The sequence below is a fragment of the Paenibacillus sp. ISL-20 genome, from assembly GCF_018613005.1.
Classification (GTDB): Bacteria; Bacillota; Bacilli; order Paenibacillales; family Paenibacillaceae; genus Paenibacillus_AQ.
In genome coordinates, this window is sequence record NZ_JAGGRD010000003.1 from 142,828 (window position 1) to 159,455 (window position 16,628).

Annotated in this window: 11 protein-coding genes; all 11 read right to left on the bottom strand. The window is 46.6% G+C overall.

Features of this window, described 5'->3' with window-relative positions; all coding sequences use genetic code 11:
- Window positions 1–26: 26 nt before the first annotated feature.
- On the bottom strand, window positions 27–1,868 hold the full coding sequence (locus tag J7E85_RS03520; RefSeq protein WP_215155024.1) for a glycoside hydrolase family 127 protein: 1,842 nt from the start codon (window positions 1,866–1,868) through the stop codon (window positions 27–29).
- Window positions 1,869–1,898: 30 nt separating this feature from the next.
- Window positions 1,899–2,729, bottom strand: coding sequence for a carbohydrate ABC transporter permease (locus tag J7E85_RS03525; protein WP_215155026.1), 831 nt, complete (start codon window positions 2,727–2,729; stop codon window positions 1,899–1,901).
- A complete protein-coding gene (locus J7E85_RS03530) occupies window positions 2,729–3,676 on the bottom strand; it encodes a carbohydrate ABC transporter permease (RefSeq protein WP_251035427.1) in 948 nt (315 codons plus the stop codon). Before J7E85_RS03530 ends, J7E85_RS03525 begins: the two co-directional genes overlap by 1 nt.
- Before the next feature lie 94 nt (window positions 3,677–3,770).
- A complete protein-coding gene (locus J7E85_RS03535; protein WP_353049456.1) occupies window positions 3,771–5,168 on the bottom strand; it encodes an ABC transporter substrate-binding protein in 1,398 nt (465 codons plus the stop codon).
- Between the two features lie 99 nt (window positions 5,169–5,267).
- Window positions 5,268–7,058: a sensor histidine kinase gene (locus J7E85_RS03540; RefSeq protein ID WP_215155028.1), complete on the bottom strand. Its 1,791-nt coding sequence runs from the start codon at window positions 7,056–7,058 to the stop codon at window positions 5,268–5,270.
- A complete protein-coding gene (locus tag J7E85_RS03545; protein WP_215155030.1) occupies window positions 7,055–8,689 on the bottom strand; it encodes a response regulator transcription factor in 1,635 nt (544 codons plus the stop codon). The genes J7E85_RS03540 and J7E85_RS03545 overlap by 4 nt, the downstream gene beginning before the upstream one ends.
- 607 nt (window positions 8,690–9,296) lie before the next feature.
- Entirely contained in the window at window positions 9,297–12,359 is a 3,063-nt protein-coding gene (locus J7E85_RS03550; protein WP_215155032.1) for a glycosyl hydrolase, read from the bottom strand.
- A gap of 20 nt (window positions 12,360–12,379) precedes the next feature.
- Window positions 12,380–13,381, bottom strand: coding sequence for a glycoside hydrolase family 130 protein (locus J7E85_RS03555; protein WP_215155034.1), 1,002 nt, complete (start codon window positions 13,379–13,381; stop codon window positions 12,380–12,382).
- 33 nt (window positions 13,382–13,414) lie between these two features.
- Window positions 13,415–14,242 carry a carbohydrate ABC transporter permease gene (locus tag J7E85_RS03560; RefSeq protein ID WP_215155036.1) on the bottom strand — a complete coding sequence of 276 codons (828 nt, stop codon included), beginning with the start codon at window positions 14,240–14,242 and terminating at the stop codon, window positions 13,415–13,417.
- A 13-nt stretch (window positions 14,243–14,255) separates the two neighbouring features.
- Window positions 14,256–15,158: a carbohydrate ABC transporter permease gene (locus J7E85_RS03565; RefSeq protein ID WP_215155038.1), complete on the bottom strand. Its 903-nt coding sequence runs from the start codon at window positions 15,156–15,158 to the stop codon at window positions 14,256–14,258.
- A 73-nt stretch (window positions 15,159–15,231) separates the two neighbouring features.
- Window positions 15,232–16,602 (bottom strand): ABC transporter substrate-binding protein, encoded by a 1,371-nt coding sequence (locus J7E85_RS03570; RefSeq protein ID WP_215155040.1) that lies wholly within the window; start codon window positions 16,600–16,602, stop codon window positions 15,232–15,234.
- Between the last annotated feature and the right edge of the window lie 26 nt (window positions 16,603–16,628).

The following is a 16,628-nucleotide window of genomic DNA, read 5'->3' on the forward strand; positions in this document are numbered from 1 at the left end:
TTAGAGCACGCTATTTCCCCTCCACCTTAAAAGTCGTAGAGCTGATTATTGTCGGCTTCCACAATCCAAACTTGCATAAATCCTGGATCCCGGTTATCCCACGCATAATATGGTATGAAAGTATAAGGCGGTTCATTGGGCTGCTCGCCACTCACAGTTAGCGTCGTTAAACCGCCTAAGAGCTCTGGGAAATGCTTGACGTACACTCCGCGACTCGCCGAAATCGCAAATCCGTCATACGACAAATGGGAATTATCCTGTTGTTCCATGCAATAAACGATGGGTCCACGTCGTAAAGCTATTCGACCGCGATCGGCTTCGACCTCTGCTCTGGTCCGCACTACCTCTACTGGCATATCCAGTTCTAGCAAAATGACCTCCCCCGATTTCCAATTCCGGCGCAGCTCCAAATAGCCATTCTCGGGTAGAGCAAATACCAGCTCACCGCCGATAGATAAGCGGTAACCTTTACACCAGCCGGGCAAGCGGAGTTGTATCGAGATATCACTTTCTGATTCTTCAGGTTCAACAGTTAACTCAATTTTCCCGTCCCATGGATAATTCGTCTTTTGTTTGACCGTAATCTTTTTGCCGGTACCTGTCTTCAAATCTGCACGACTGCCTATATATTGATTGATTACGATCCCGTCATGGGTACCCGTGTATACATATTGGCCGATAGACGGAAGAAATCGGACCAGATTGGTTGGGCAGCATGAGGTATGAAACCATTCCACACGATGATGGTCGCCTTTGGACGCCAGTGGATTTACATAAAAAAACCGGTCGCCCGACAAAGAGATGCCAGATAACGCTCCATTATACAATTCCATCTCAACAATATCGGCGTATTTTGCATCTCCGAACAACAAGTTCATCCGATGGTTCCAGAACGCCATGGCGATCGCTGCACATGTTTCACAATAGGCACTTTCGTTTGGTAAATCGTAGTCATGGGTAAACCCTTCATTGTGCACCGAAGGTCCGATCCCGCCAGTAACGTACATATTACGTTCCACTGTATGTGACCAAACTCGCTGAAGGGCTTCAACATATGCGTGATCCCCCGATACGCGGACAACATCTGCCATTCCAGCGAACAGATACATTGCCCTGACCGCATGTCCGGTCACCTTCTCAATATCTCGAACAGGGACATCGTCCTGGCAGTATGCTGGTCCCCATTCCGGTTTGTCCCAGATTTCTCCCTTGCCGTGGCCTTTTCCACGCTCTTCAAGCAGCCACAACGCTAGCTTCCAGTAGCGTTCTTGCTTCGTCGCTTGATAGAGCTTCACGAGGGCCAGTTCGATTTCCTCATGCCCTTCAGCCCAGTGCCGTTTCCCTGGCCCAAACAGGCTGTCATAGTGGTCGGCCAATCGGCAAGCAACGTCGAGCAGTACCCGTTTTCCGGTCGCTTCATAATAGGCGACAGCCGCTTCCATGAGGTGCCCACCGTTATACATCTCATGCTTTTCCATATCCGTCCACTTCTGTTCCGGCGCCTTCATCGTAAAGTACGTACTCAGATAACCATCTGGTTCCTGTGCCGCACGAATTTTGTCAATTATCGCATCGAGTTCGGATTCAAGCTCGGGATCCCGCTCCAGCATCAGCGTATACGCCGCGCCTTCAATGACCTTGTAGACGTCAGAATCGTTGTAATACATCCCTTCGTACTCGCCTTCCAACAGCCCTGCCGCCTTAGAAAAATTTGATATCCGGCCGGTCGCTTCGCATTGATCCAGACACGTTCGGACCGTTGTTTTCTTTATCACCTCTAGACGCGGTCGCCAAAAATTGTCCTGTATTTCCACACTTGTAAATGGTACGTTCTGCCACTGTTTTAGTACATGCTTTGTAGTTGTCATTGGTCTATTCTCCCTTCCTGAAACGTTCGGTTATCCTTTCAGACCGGTTAGCGTAATCCCTTCCAGAAAATATCTCTGTCCGATAAGAAAAACGATCACACAAGGCAGCACAACAGCTGCGGAAGCGGCCATCAGCAAATCCCATTGAGCACTATATGTCCCTTGGAACATTTGTAATCCAAGCGCGAGGGTAAAGCGACTATCGCTTTTTAAATAAATCAACGGTCCCATAAAGTCATTCCAAGATGCTAAAAACGTAAACAATGCCACCACAATAACCGCTGAACGACTTAGAGGCAAGATGATGCGTGCATAGATCTGAAAGTATGTTGCGCCGTCCACGACCGCTGCTTCATCAAAATCTTTCGGAATCCCCATGTAAAACTGACGCAGTAAAAAAATATTAAACATTCCCCCACCGAAAAATGAAGGCGCTATCAGCGGATAGAACGTGTCGTAAAATCCGAGCCACTTCCACCCTAGGAAACTCGGAATCATGGTGACCGCAGAAGGGAGCATCATACTGGACAGAAGAATGGCGAAGACGATATCTCGCCCTTTCCATTGAATGCGTGAAAATCCGAACGCTGCAATCGTACTTGTAACGACAGTCCCGATTAAAGTGGAGATGACGATGACAAGGGTATTAACAAAAAATGTTCCGAACGGTAAAACCGTCAAGGCTCTCGTGAAATTATCCCAACGAAATGGATGCGGAATCCACTCCGGGGGCATAACGAAAATCTGCGATAAATCCATCAGTGCGCTGCGAATCAGCCAGACGAACGGAACGATAAACATGATGGAAATGATAATCAGGCCTACATAACCTGCTGCCAGCTTTAGCCTAGAATCCTTCATCAGCGCCCTTCCCCCTCATAGTAAACCCAAGATTTTGAAGTTTTGAACACCAAAAATGTAAAGAAGAGAATAATGATAAAGAGCACCCAGGCTAGTGCAGAAGCGTAACCCATCTCCGTATTTGTAAACGCAGTCCTCCACAGATAATACACGTAGAACAAGCTTTTGTTATTTGGTCCTCCTTGTGTCAAGATGTATGCTTCGTTAAACACTTGAAAGGAGCCAATAATGGTCATCACGGTATTAAAGAAGATCGTAGGTGTTACCATGGGAATGGTGATTGTCCAAAGTTTACGGAACCATCCGCCGCCGTCCACATCAATTGCTTCGTAATAAGACTTCGGAATACCAGACAAGCCGGCCAAGAATATAATGACCGTACCGCCGATGCCCCATAGCGTTGTCAGCACCACCGAAGGGATAACGCTCGATTCCGAGAACAGCCAGTTGCTAGTCGGCAAATGCAGCCACTTTAATACCGTATTGACCAACCCGAGATCAGGATTGAGCAGCCAAAGCCAAATCATTGCCGACGCAACAGCCGGTACGATACTTGGCAAATAAATAATGGTTCGAAATAGTGCCCGAGCTTTAATGTTCATATTAAGCAACAACGCAATCATAAAAGAAATAAGGATGACTGCAGGGACGCGTAAAATGACAAAGTAGAATGTCGCACCTAGAGACTTATAGAAATACTCATCCTGGCCTGAGAACATCCTGTTGAAATGCTCAAAGCCGACAAAAGTTAGATTATCCTTAAACACGTTGTAATCTGTTAGGCCAAGGATGAAGCTGGCAATCATCGGACCAGCTGTAAATAGAATAAACCCGAGCACGGCTGGAGCCGTGAACAGAATCCCATACCATAATGCTTTTCGTTCTCGGGTCTTCGATAGATGACTCTTGTTAGTACCTATTTGGTTTATCTTCATAGGTGTATCCATTAAAACCCTCCTATCCACGAAATAGAGGGAAGGAAGAAGACATTTTGTTAAAATAAACGCCTTCATCTCCATACCGATCCTTTAAGACTTCAAGTTATTCCAAATCGCGACGTCCTTTGACCTGTGCCTGAGCCTTGTCAGCAATTGCATCCATTGCCTCCTGGGCCGTTTGTTGTCCGAGCCACACTTTATCCAGAGCCGGAGTAACGACGTCCATAATCTTGTTGAAATTTTTCACATATCCGGTTGGGGTTTGATGACTGTTGTTGAGCATTACGTCGATGACAGCATCTTTATATCCAGAAGGCCGTGATTTCAGGTTATCCGTCCATTTAGAAACAAGTTCATCTTCGGTATACCAGGTCTTGAGAGATGGCATCCAGGTTCCGTATGTCAACATATCAATGGATCCCTCCGGATCGATTAGCGCTTTTACTAACTCCCATGACTCTTCTGGATGTTCGGTCGACTTAAAGATGGAGAACATACCACAAACGACGGTCGAAACAGGCTCTTTCATGACGGGCAACACACCGACATTAAAGTTCGTGTTCGTGTCTGCCAGGGAACTGCTATTCCATTGACCGTCAACCACCATGGCTACTTTTCTCGTCTGGAGCGCAACATTCGTTGCAGGAATATTTTTGGCTTGAACAGGGGATGGGGCAACATGATGAACATTGACCAAGTCAGCAAGTTTTTGAAGTGCCTCTACAGCTTCTGGTTGATTCAGTGCGAATGTCTTGCCATCAGCAGATATGAAGTCCCCGCCATTCGAATAAATAAAATTGCTGTAAGCACCCCAGAAAGTTCCGATATTGACACCATATTGTTTGATGTTCTTTGGATCAAATTCCGGATCTGCCGCATTTCGACCTTTGTTGTCCAGCGTCAGCTGCTTCGCCACCTCTACAAACTCTTCCCAAGTCCACGCTTCGGATACTTTGCTTGGTGGTGCAGTCAATCCGGCATCTTTGAAAGCATCTTCATTGTAAAATAAAGCATACGATTCGGGCCCCGGAGCAATTCCAATGATATTCCCTACTTCAGAGGAATAGGTGATGTTTGGAACCAGGCTATCTAAACTTAGATCAGGGTCTTTCTCTAAAAAGGTTTGCAGATTCAGGAATTTCCCTTCTTCAGCAAGGGGGAGTGCGATGCTGCCTGACTCCATCATTGCGACGTCCGGCTCATCGTTACCCGCAACCATGGTTGTTAGCTTTGTATCATAATCCGTCGGAATGGATTGGAGCTCAACTTTTACATTGGGATTCTTCGCTTCAAAGTTCGCAATCACTTTCTTGTACACGCTTATCTCATTCGGCGCTCCCCACAATGTTAAACGCAGAGTAATAGATTCGCCGGATTTGCCGACTTCATTTTTCGCCGACGAGTTAAGATCCTTAGCCGAATCGGACATAGTGCAGGCAGGTAAAACTGTCAACATCAGCATCAAGATGAAAGCAATAGTGGTTTTCATTAGTCGTTTCACGTCATATCTAACCCCTCTCAAACTCTGCCTAATCACATAGCTGCAGTCTATATGATGTTTTAATTATAAATTGAAGAGAGCGCTTCCATAACCCGAATCTCATTGGAAAGGTGGATTATTATTGGGAATCGGGAGCCGAATGATGACCTTTGTGCCAGCTCCTGGCAAGGATAATATCTCAACTCCGTATTCAGCACCGTACGCCATTTGAATACGTTCCATGGTGTTTATGATACCTACCGAAGTCGTTTTCTTGTTTAGAATCTTTTGGATGACATCTTGGTTCATCCCCCGCCCATTGTCTACCACTTCAAATATTCGATATCCATCTTCAGTTTTACCGTTCACTGAAATAAGTCCGCCCGTATCAAGCTGCTCAAAGCCGTGCAGAATCGCATTCTCCACAAAAGGCTGAAATAGAAGTCTAGGTACCTCCGTCTCGTACAATTCCGGATCAATATGGTACTTAACCTCAAACTTGTTCTCAAATCTTGTCAACATGATACGGAAATAATGATTCATCCATTCGATTTCCTTAGATAGATGAACAGCCTTCCAATCTTTTCGAGAAGTGTACTGCAGCATGCTGGAGAGATCGACAAGTATTTTACTGAGCTCTCTATGGCCCACTTCAATAGCCATCCAATTCATAATATTTAGGGTATTATATAAAAAGTGAGGATTCATCTGCATGTTAAGCGCTTGAATCTCAGCCTGTTTTTCCTTGAGCTGAATTTCATAGTTCTCTTGAATCAGTGTTTGAATCCTATCATTCATTCGATTAAATCGTAGAAGCAAAAATCCGAATTCGTCTCTTGTCTCCACCTCTACCCGTGTTCCAAAGTCCCCTTCTCCGACGGATTTCATGGCGGCAAGCAACTTTCTTATCGGGCCAGTGATTCGGCCAATAATGAAATAAGCAAAAATAATGGCAATCAATCCAAGCAGTGCGGAAAGTGCGAGCGTCGAAACCTGTGCTGTTTTCACAAGAGGGCCGACAAGGACTGATTCTGGCGTCATGACCACGGAAAGCCAACCGGTCACGGAAGAACGGTCAAAACAGACGATCATACGTTCATTGTTAAGCTTCATTTTGCGTGTTCCATTACCCGCTTTCATGAGATCGTCCAGCCAGGTTTCGTCTTGAATATTGGTGATTTGGTTGGAATCAGAGCTAGCGATCACATGGTTTTGAGGATCGACTACCAAATATTCAGATCCGGATGGAATACTATCGTCGAAAAGCGACTGAAATACGTCTGCTTTAAAGCTAATATTTAGGACAGGACGTTCTACTTCTGGATTCAGCAAGACAATCGAAGAGTTCTCCAGATGCGAGAAATTCAAGAGTCGGGTTGCCGAGAACATATAGCGATATTCAATATCGATCTCACTGAGCCATTGCTGGTTGAACAAACGAATAAAATCGTATGTCGGATACCAGATGATTTTTCCCTCTGCATTTTCGGCGCTTTGATAGATGTCTGAATCGGTTGGATCTCCCTGAGGCAGTGAGCGCTGCATCCCAAAAGAATAATACGATGTCCATAACTGATAAGCGAAAACATCTTCATTCTGGGTAAAGTACTTGCTTAAGATAGACGATATCTGTCGATCGGCATGAAGCAGCTCCGAATAATTCGAAGGGTCCAGTTTGTTGAAAATTCGAAAAAGATCCTTGTCAACAAATAGAGCCAAGGTTCCCTGTTCCACTTTGCGCAGTTTTGTGTCCATTACTTCGTTACTTTTTTTAACGATTTCATATACATTCTGCTGAGCTTGATCCGTTACCATATGAAGACTGGTCCGGTAATAGATGAGACTTAGCACTAAAAGCGGGAGCGCAATGAGAACCAGGTAGCTTACCAGAAGCCGATAGCGAAATCTCATAGTTCTTCATCCTTTGGCATTATAGTCATCGACAAATGTCTAAAACTCTCTGGAGACATTCCTGAATGCTTCTTAAACACCCTGGCAAAATATTTAGTATCCCGGTAGCCGCAGCTTTTCGCGATTTCATAAATCTTCATTTCACTGCTTGTGAGTAACTCCTCGGCCCGTTTCATACGAACCTCGATCAAGAAATCGGAGAAACTTTTCCCCGTCCTGTTTTTGAACATCGTACTGAAGTAGGAAACGTTAAAATGATAATGAGTGGCAAGTGATTCAAGCGATAAATTTTCCGTGAATCGTTCATGAATCAGAGCAATACAACTATCTATCACGAGTTCCCGCGTGTCGTGTTTCTGTCGACGCCAGCAGGAATGTGCCTCGGCTAGACAGACTTCCAACATTGACATCAGGGCAGAGAATGACTCACATTCAGAAATCATTTCAACGGACGTTTCAATTATTTTCTTGACTGGTTCGGTACCTAAGCGATCTCCAAAATGGTTCTTCACCTTGGATAACATCTGGTACGCGTACTCCTTGACTACATTGGGACTTGCCTGTCCCTCTTTGGCTAGCCTCTCAAATGCATTTTGGCACAGGCGGATCACTGCAGTACTTTCTTCTGCCTCTTGAAGCGTTTTCATAAGCACTTCATCGTCCAGCTCAAATGAATGTTGCTGGCAGGTGTTGCTCAACTCATCGAAGAATAGAACCCCTTTCCAACGATCGTAAAACAGAAACTGGTTGGCATCCAAGACAGATCGGTATGCATGTGTGGCTTCCTTATCCAGCTCTGTACAGTTGGGGCCTACTGTATGTGTCATATTTCCGTAGCTCGACCATCTCGCGTTCAGGTTTTCTAGTTCGACGCGTATGTTGCTGCACCGCTCCCTCCATGTATCGCCATCTACATGAACGATGGTTGCTAATTCAATTCGATAACGGTGACCTTCTCCATGCCCTGGACCAGACGCAGGTAAGGCGACACATAATGCATTGCCGTATTCACTCAATGTGGATTCAACATCGCTTAACAATGAATTCATTTTTTCAGGCATGAAAGATCCTTTACCCGGCCGAAAGACGCTATAGAAGACGGTACCTTCACCTTGATATACGCCGGTCACTTCTAGTTCTCTCCGACCGTCTGTGGACAAGGTGCCAAATAGCCAATCCAACACCAATTGTTTACGGTGCGAAGTGACCGTCATCGAGAGCCTCTCCTGAATATATTGAGCCTGGATTCGTTCCGCAGCTTCCTTGGAAAGTTCTATCTCAATACGCGCCAGAACCTCTTCCAACTTATCGATATCGACTGGCTTCAGTAAATAATCAAAAGCTCCGTGACGGATTGCTTGCTGTGCGTAATCAAACAAATTATAAGCACTTAGCATAACTACTTTTGGCTTATAATCCCCTTTTGAAAGATGGGAGAGTAGCGTAAGTCCGTCCATATTCGGCATGCGAATATCGGTTATTATGACATCTGGTCGATTGATCTGAGCTGCTTCAAGTCCTTTTAAGCCGTCCTTCGCGATAATTACCTGCGCATGGGAACGAGTTGATCGAATCATACCGGCCATTCCTCTGCAATGTCTTGGTTCATCATCGACAATTAAAATCTTCATTCCACGTTCCCCCGTTTATGATGTAATTTGAAATGCGATTCTTCCAATATTCAGCTCAGACTTAATAATCCCCTCAGATCCGTTTTTGATAATAAGTATACGGTGGCTTTCACTTGCTATAAACAAAAAAATCAGCAACGTCATATAATACCGGCACAAACACAACTTGAAGTTCTTCCAATCACCCAGCTTCACGTCTCACCATCTATAGAGACAAAGCTACGTATCTCGACTTGGGTATCTAAAGAAGCACTCCATTGAGAGCCACTTGGCCTAATGGAGTGCTTCTTTAGTTTGTGTAATTTGTGATCCTAGTGTTAGATTTTCAGTACATGCCACCCTAAAATTCGCTTTAAGCAGCGACAGACTAATGCCTCCTGGAGTATTGATCGCTTCGGTAAACGAAATGGCTGCTGCTAACATAAAGCAAAGAACACACTTCTAACGAGAATGTGTCCTTTGCTCATTGATCAACTGCCCATCTATACCTTCGCTTCACTGATCAGGGCCATATACCTACAATCCCCGATCGAATATCCGTATATCGTAGCCCAAACGGTTCCGTACATCCGATCATAATATTAACGTTCCAGTTAAATCAGGCGCTTCAAAACTTGGAAAGCGAAACCATTCTTGGAGCATCGGACAGACCGAAGCGAACAAAAGCGTAGCGGTTTAGATAGATATGGGATTTCGGCTCGAGATCCTTATCCGTCCAACCGGGTTTATCCTTAAAACTGTCGGGACCGACCTTAAGCGGCTCCCCCTTCACATGATGGTGCGGACCGAGTAAGTTTCTACAGCTTCCGATCAGCTCAAGCTCAATCAAGTTCTCCCCGGGTAGGAGATACTCTGAGATATCCGCCTCATACGGCTCCCATAAGAAGGTGCGAATTTCTTTCCCATTGATGCTTAATCGCGTAACAATCGCATTCGGCCTAGAGCCAAACTGCCATAGCCTGGTAGATCGATTATCCGAACTTATAGAAACCGTCTGCACAAGCTGAATCCTTCCTGCAAAGAACGGAAAACCCTGACAGACCAGATCGTCTACCATCGAGCATTCTTGTGGAGGTTCGGATAGCATAAACGGTCCATCCGTATACATAACGCCATGTTCTCCTTCAACATAACCCGCTTCCGGTACTACAGCAAAATCTCCAATGATATACAAGCTTTCAAGCTCTGTATCAAAGGTTAACTTATTCGCTTCTGATTCGAATTGACCTGCTCGCTCCATAGCCTCATACGTTTCGGGAGCATTCCAGAAATCCAGGGTAAGCCTAATGGCATTCCGGCCGTACTGAAGGCAACCTCTAATATCTATCTTCTTGAAGGCAACGTCTCTCCACCAACCACAGCTATGAGATGCTACTTCATTTCCATTAACCCGGATTTGCGTATTCTCCGGATTCTCCATGACAAGATACAATGCCCGCTCAATCATGGGATCAAAAGCTACGGTAACCTCAAATTCCAACTCGATTTGCACCGGAGATCCGATCCTCAGCAGCTCTTCCTGGATAAAAATAAGGGGCAGGGGGTTTGACCACTCGCCATTCTCCACGCGATACCTGCACGTATCCAGCGTTAAGCTGTTATCATCCATATAATCGATTCTCCACCGTTCATCCAAGTCCTGAATATGACAATCGACATTTTCCGATTGCAGTTTGTTTACCATATTAGCATGGCATGGTTGTACATCCTCCGGTACTAGCCGAATCATATAGGATTGAGCAGGATGCAGAGTCAAGTTCAAATGGATGCCGTCCGCTGTTGCTTTATGGTTTAGAGGTTCGATATCGCCGCTCTCCAAATCAATAAAAGACAGCGTACCCTTTTGAAAAATGTTCACCTCCAAATCCGGATAACGAACTTCTCCCGAATTCACCAGGTAATAGAGGTAAGAGCCGTCCAGTTTAAGTGTCTGAACGTTAATCATATCTGATGCAATGGGATTCCCTTGCCCGTCGTTTACAGAGATCGAAGGGGAAATGATGCCGGACATCATTTTCGCTAAAGATAACCGATTCTTGGCGGGTTTCAATGCAGCTTCTATTAAGTTAATGATTTCTTCGCTTTGTTCACCATTGATCAGGTACGGATAAGGTTCGAAAGCGATCAACGTTCCTCCCTGAAGGATAAACTGATGAAGCAGATTCACAGTCTCCTTACTTAATGTGACACTAGGAGGGATGACCACGACCCGATAACTGGCCTCTCCAACAATGAATCGTTCACCTTCTACCTTCCCATGACGTTCAATGATTCCCTCACTACCGTAATCATGCTCGATGAACGATTGGCACATCCAGCGGGACAACTGAGCAAACGATTGATGATAGGGTTCAATCTTTGTTGAGTCTGATCCCGCTTGTTCCACCCAAGCGGTCCGGATGGGATGCAGCAGCAGTACCTCGGCCTGTCTCGTGCCCTCCACAAGCAGCATGGACAAACGAGCAAAGTAATCGTTAAAATGATGATAGTGCTCCCACCAAGGCTGTTGATAGAACAACGATGGCGGATAATCCCGTTTTCGCATTCCTCTTAGCGTATAGGCCTGTAAGTGCTGACACAGGAGATTCATCCCATGTACAAATTGCCACTCCCCGATCCGCTTTAAATCCTGAAAGCTGATATTCCAGCCAGAGCAGCCGTAACTCTCGGTAATGGCTTGTTTTTTGCCAAGTTGTCGCACAACCGAGCTGACCTGCTTTGGAACAAGCGGCTCTTCGCTAACGGATCGGCCGAGCCAGTCACAACCGGGAATTTGCAGATACTCGTAGAAGAGAAGCGGATCACCTACCGAAGTGGCTTGGCTCATAAGTGTTTGCTCGTCCACGACATGTCCAGCCGAAGACCAACCCCGCTCCCCGCACCACGCTCCGATCTGCTTGGCATAAGCTTCCGTGAACATTGTGGTAACACATGACCAATAATCATACCTTATTTTGCGACAGTCACTCGTTTCCAGAAACATTGCTGGAAGTGCTTTACGGAGGGAATATCCGTAACGGGCTTCAAAAGCATCTTCTAGCTCCAGCGACCACGGAAGATTCCCCCGTCCAAACTGTGGTTCATCCGTGAATATCCCCTTCAGAACAGTGTCGTATTTATTGCCAAACTTAGCCCAATATGCTTCATAGATGGTAGTAATGAATGCCTTTACGGCATGTTTGCTCAGCGTGTCGATATAATAAGGATTGACCTCGTAATATACCCGAAAGTCAGGACTGCGAGAGTCATCCGGAGTGAGTAACCGCAGCTCTTCACCGCACTGAACATAATAGGCTATCGTCACTTTCTTGCCGTCCTTAAACGGAGCCCACTCATAAGCTAGCCGCTTCTGCTGATAAGCATGCCCCAGTGCAGGCACCTTTCCGTCGGCGAAACCGCTGGGCCAGCCGTTTTCGTCATACAACCACGCCTTCATCCCGAGCTCCTGACTTTTCTCGATACAGAGCTGTATGGCCTCCATCCACTCCTCACCCATGTAAGGTACCGTAAGACCTCCCCTGGCATGTATGAAAAAACCGCCGATGCCGGCCTTGTGCATTTCTTCTATCTGCCGTAAAAGTTCATTCTTATTCAGATCATCATTCCAGGACCAAAACGGCATTGTTCGATAACGGGCAGGAGGATGCTGCAGAAGATTCCATATTGTCATTTTCTTATCCCCACCTCGCTCTAATCGTTCAGACATAATTTGATTAAATCATCGATATGTGCCGTGGCAAGACATTCCACCGCGTCCGCTGAACCGTAATAAATTTTAACCTCGCCATCATCTTCAAGTATCATGCCACCAGGAAAGATCACGTTGTTCCGGAAGCCTCCTTCGGTCTCGTAACTAACCTGTGGTGCCAGTAAGGGCTCCTTATACATGCCGATGATTTTTTGGGGATTATCCGAATCAAGCATCATCAAGCCGGCTGTATAGCGTTTCTTCCAGGAGGATTCCCACCCATTCTTGCCTCTTGCAGGATCAAGGTCCACAGCATGGAATGTCGTAAGCCAACCATGCTTCGTCTTGATGGGCGGAGCTGCGGGACCGATTTTGTCATTGGCAAATGCGACGTCTTCAACAGCCAGCAGCAAATCGGAATTTCCCCAATACTTCAAGTCCGGCGATTCCGATATCCACATATCAAACCGATCGATTCCCCCTCGGCTGTACACCGTGAATGGCCGCTCCAGCCGCACGTAGTTGCCGCCAATCCTCTCGGGGAACAGCACCATGTTGCGCAAATCCGGCGTCGACAAACTCAATATTTCAAAGTTCTCAAAATCGTCCGTAACCGCGACGCCTCCGCGAATACCATGCTGCGTGTCCACCGCAAAACACATATAACAGCGACCATCGATTACGGTGAGCCTAGGGTCATAAGCACGAATGATCTCTTGATCATGCAGTTTAAAGCACGGCTTCGGTTGCACTTCCCAATGGACTCCATCATCGCTGAAAGCGACACCAAGGTCGGTTGTGTGATGGGGCTCGAGAGTCTGTCTCTCTACGCAACCATAGTCGTTACGAAACACCATCACATATTTTCCGTTGAATTTGGTTACACCTGCATTAAACACGAGCGCGGTCGGATATGGAACGTGGGACGCATCCAGAATCGGGTTATCCGGATGACGTCGAATCACGGAACTTGAGATAAGATTTCCAATATGAAGTGAATTCATGACATGAGCCTCCTGGTTATGGATAGGATGCCGCTAACCCTTTAAGGAGCCGGCGGTCATTTGCATAAAGGATTTGTTAGCAAAGATATAAGCGATAAGAATCGGGAGAATGGAGAGGCACGCCCCAGCCATCATGAAGTGGGTCTGTGAAGCAGCGGCGACACCGTATTTCAGATTGGCAAGGCCGACGGTTAACGTCTGCAGCTCCGGTTTGCTAAGCGTAAACACGAACGGGAGCAGATACTCATTCCATGCACCGCGGAAAGCAAACAGTGCGCACACGCCAAGCCCTGGCGTAAGCAAGGGAATGATGATTCTCCAGAACGTTCTGCCAGGTGAACACCCGTCGATACGAGCAGCTTCATCCAACTCTCTGGGGATTCCGTTCATGAAACTAAGCAGGATGAAGAATGCTGAAGCATGGGCGCTGATCAGAATTAGAATTACACCCCACAAAGAGTCATGCAGATGAAGCTGAATCATGAGGTCAAATTGAGGTCGCAGCACAACCGCGCCGATGGCTACAAACATCGTAAATGCCTGCAGACCGACGTATAGCTTTTTGCCGATGAAGTCCATTCGGTTCACGACGTATGCCGCCATGGAAGCCACCAATAACGTTCCAATGGTCGTGGCTCCGGCAACGAAAAGGCTATTCAGCGTGTACGTAGAAAAATTCGCCTGTTCCCATGCTTCGATATAATTCGAGAATTGCCAATCAGCCGGAAGAAATGTAGCTCCCGCCGTAAGTTCGGCATTTGTTTTGAAGGAACCGAGCAGTGTGATCACGACGGGAAACAGTGTCAGGAATGCGACGACTAGCAGAAACGCCCACAGTATAATATTCCATGCGATTCTCATGAACGTTTCCCCCTTATTCGTTATGGCTCATACGTTTCGAGCCATAGAAGTAAAGTATCGTAATGATGCCGACGATCACGGCGGTAACGAAAGCTACTGCGCTACCATAGCCAAACTCCTGAATTTGCGTGGATGCCGTGGAGCCTGCCGGCGGGAAGAATAATTTATATACATATAAGAACATGACATTGGTTTTACCGATCGGTCCGCCATCGGTCATAACCATGATGCTCTCATAGCCTTTTAGCGCATTGATAATGGCCAACATGATGATCATTTGCATGACCGGTCCCAGCATTGGAATGGTAATGTAACGGAATTGCTGAAATTTGTTTGCCCCATCCAGTGCAGAGCTCTCGTAGACATCTTCGGGAATGTTTTGCAGCCCCGCGAGAAACAAGAGCATGTAATTTCCAATCGCTCCCCATACGGCTACGAGAATGACGGTCAGCATGGCATAATCCACACCCAGCCAATCGATGGCGTTCCCGATGACTTGATACTTCATTAGAAACTGATTGAGGATGCCATTGTAGGAATTAAAAATTGTAAAAAATACGACCGCCATCACAGCGGTGCTTATGATCGTTGGCATAAAGAATATCGCTCTTAGCAGATTTCTGCCTTTGATCCTCCAGTTCAGAATAACGGCCAGGATCAGGGCAAGCGGAATCGATAGCAGGAGTTTGCCTCCGGCATAGATGAACGTGTTGGCTACGGACTCCCAGAACTGATGATCCCTCATGACACGCTCGAAATTGGCTAATCCTACGAATTGTTCGGTGCCAAACCCCTTAAAATCGTAAAACATATATCTCATAGCCCACATAATTGGGTAAATGCCAAGAACCATGGTCAGAATAAAGCTCGGTAACAGAAAGCTGTATGAAAAAGCAACACTCTTCGCTTTATTCATATCCTCTCAACTCCTTGCGATCTCTTTAGAATTTAGGAAAGGATGGAGCAAGCCCCATCCCCCGTAACAAAATCTATTTGGCGTACTGTCCGGCAAGTTCGAGCGGATTAAAATCTACCATCGGTTCCGCCTTCACTTCCCCGCTCGCGATGGCTGCATCCAAGGCCGCATTATAGCGGGTACTCAAATCGTCGATGATGGAATCTAGATCGCCTCCACTAAGCATGTATTTGAAGAAGGCGTCATCCGATTTCATACCTTGTACCGGCACGGTCGGATAGACGGGCCAGACACCGTCGTACTTGTTGGGCAGGAACCCGTCGATCCCTTTCACTTCGGGCTTCGCGGCAACCGCGCTAACCGATGGAACCATCGATATGCCGAATCCCTTCTCTTGGTACTGTTGAAGGACCGATTCGTCGTACATGTACGTTAGAAATTTCCAGGCCGCTTCCTTATGCTCCGACTTCGAGCTAATGGCCAGCCACTGCCCACCAAGGAAACCTGACGCGCCATTGAAATGACCGTCGATGGAAGGGACGGGTGCTGCAGCCCAGTCGATTTTCGCCGGGAATTGGGATTGGTAGACTCCCGCCTCAGCGGAAAAGGATAAGTACATGCCGATTTTCCCTTCAGCGAATTGAGCACGCAGTGGATCGATATCAAGCGATTCGACACCCGGCAGCATACTTCCGTCGTCCTTGATTTGCTTGAGTGCCTCCATGATCGGCTTAAAGCCGCTGAAGTCGTAACGCGCCGTCTTGAAATCATACCCAAAGCCTCCGTAACCGCTCACCTCTGCGATTACGCGCGCAGAACGCCCGAATGCACTGGAAGGATTTTTAAAATTCTGAGCGAACCCATAGGCTCCGGTTGCCTTTCCCACTTCCGTTATTTTCTTTGCGGTCTCGATCAGTTCATCCAACGTGGTTGGCGGCTGCTCAATGCCCGCTTTGGCAAAAAGCTCTTTATTGTAGATCAATCGCATCGTCGTGCCGTAGTTCGGCAGGCTGTAGCGTTTTCCCTCAAAGCTGTTCAGATCCTCCATCACCTGGAACTTTTCCTTCAAATCTTCCGTTAGAAACTCGTCGATCGGAGCTAGGAATCCTTTTTTATAAAAAGTCTGTATGGTGTTCTCTTTCACGCGAATGACATCCGGCGGCTCTGAAGTCTGGAAGGACATATCCAGCGCTTGATCGAAGTCATCTCCCTTGATGACCAGTTCCACCTCGATGTTGTCCTGGTTCGTTTCATTGAATGTATCAATGGTCTCTTTGACAAATTCAGAATCATGGCGATCTCCGGTCCAATAAGTGATCTTTGTCTTGGCACTGGATTCTGAATCCGCTCCTTGATCCGAGGATGTCGGGCTACCGCAAGCTGCGAGACTTCCCGTAAGCACCAAACACATTGCGGATATAAGGAAATTCCTGCTTAACTTCATCCATGTTACCTCCCTTTTGTATCTAT

Coding starts and splice junctions, on each gene's coding strand:
- J7E85_RS03520 (WP_215155024.1), bottom strand. CDS start 1,868: ATGACAACTACAAAGCATGTACTAAAACAGTGGCAGAACGTACCATTT.
- J7E85_RS03525 (WP_215155026.1), bottom strand. CDS start 2,729: ATGAAGGATTCTAGGCTAAAGCTGGCAGCAGGTTATGTAGGCCTGATT.
- J7E85_RS03530 (WP_251035427.1), bottom strand. CDS start 3,676: ATGGATACACCTATGAAGATAAACCAAATAGGTACTAACAAGAGTCAT.
- J7E85_RS03540 (WP_215155028.1), bottom strand. CDS start 7,058: ATGAGATTTCGCTATCGGCTTCTGGTAAGCTACCTGGTTCTCATTGCG.
- J7E85_RS03545 (WP_215155030.1), bottom strand. CDS start 8,689: ATGAAGATTTTAATTGTCGATGATGAACCAAGACATTGCAGAGGAATG.
- J7E85_RS03550 (WP_215155032.1), bottom strand. CDS start 12,359: ATGACAATATGGAATCTTCTGCAGCATCCTCCTGCCCGTTATCGAACA.
- J7E85_RS03555 (WP_215155034.1), bottom strand. CDS start 13,381: ATGAATTCACTTCATATTGGAAATCTTATCTCAAGTTCCGTGATTCGA.
- J7E85_RS03560 (WP_215155036.1), bottom strand. CDS start 14,242: ATGAGAATCGCATGGAATATTATACTGTGGGCGTTTCTGCTAGTCGTC.
- J7E85_RS03565 (WP_215155038.1), bottom strand. CDS start 15,158: ATGAATAAAGCGAAGAGTGTTGCTTTTTCATACAGCTTTCTGTTACCG.
- J7E85_RS03570 (WP_215155040.1), bottom strand. CDS start 16,602: ATGAAGTTAAGCAGGAATTTCCTTATATCCGCAATGTGTTTGGTGCTT.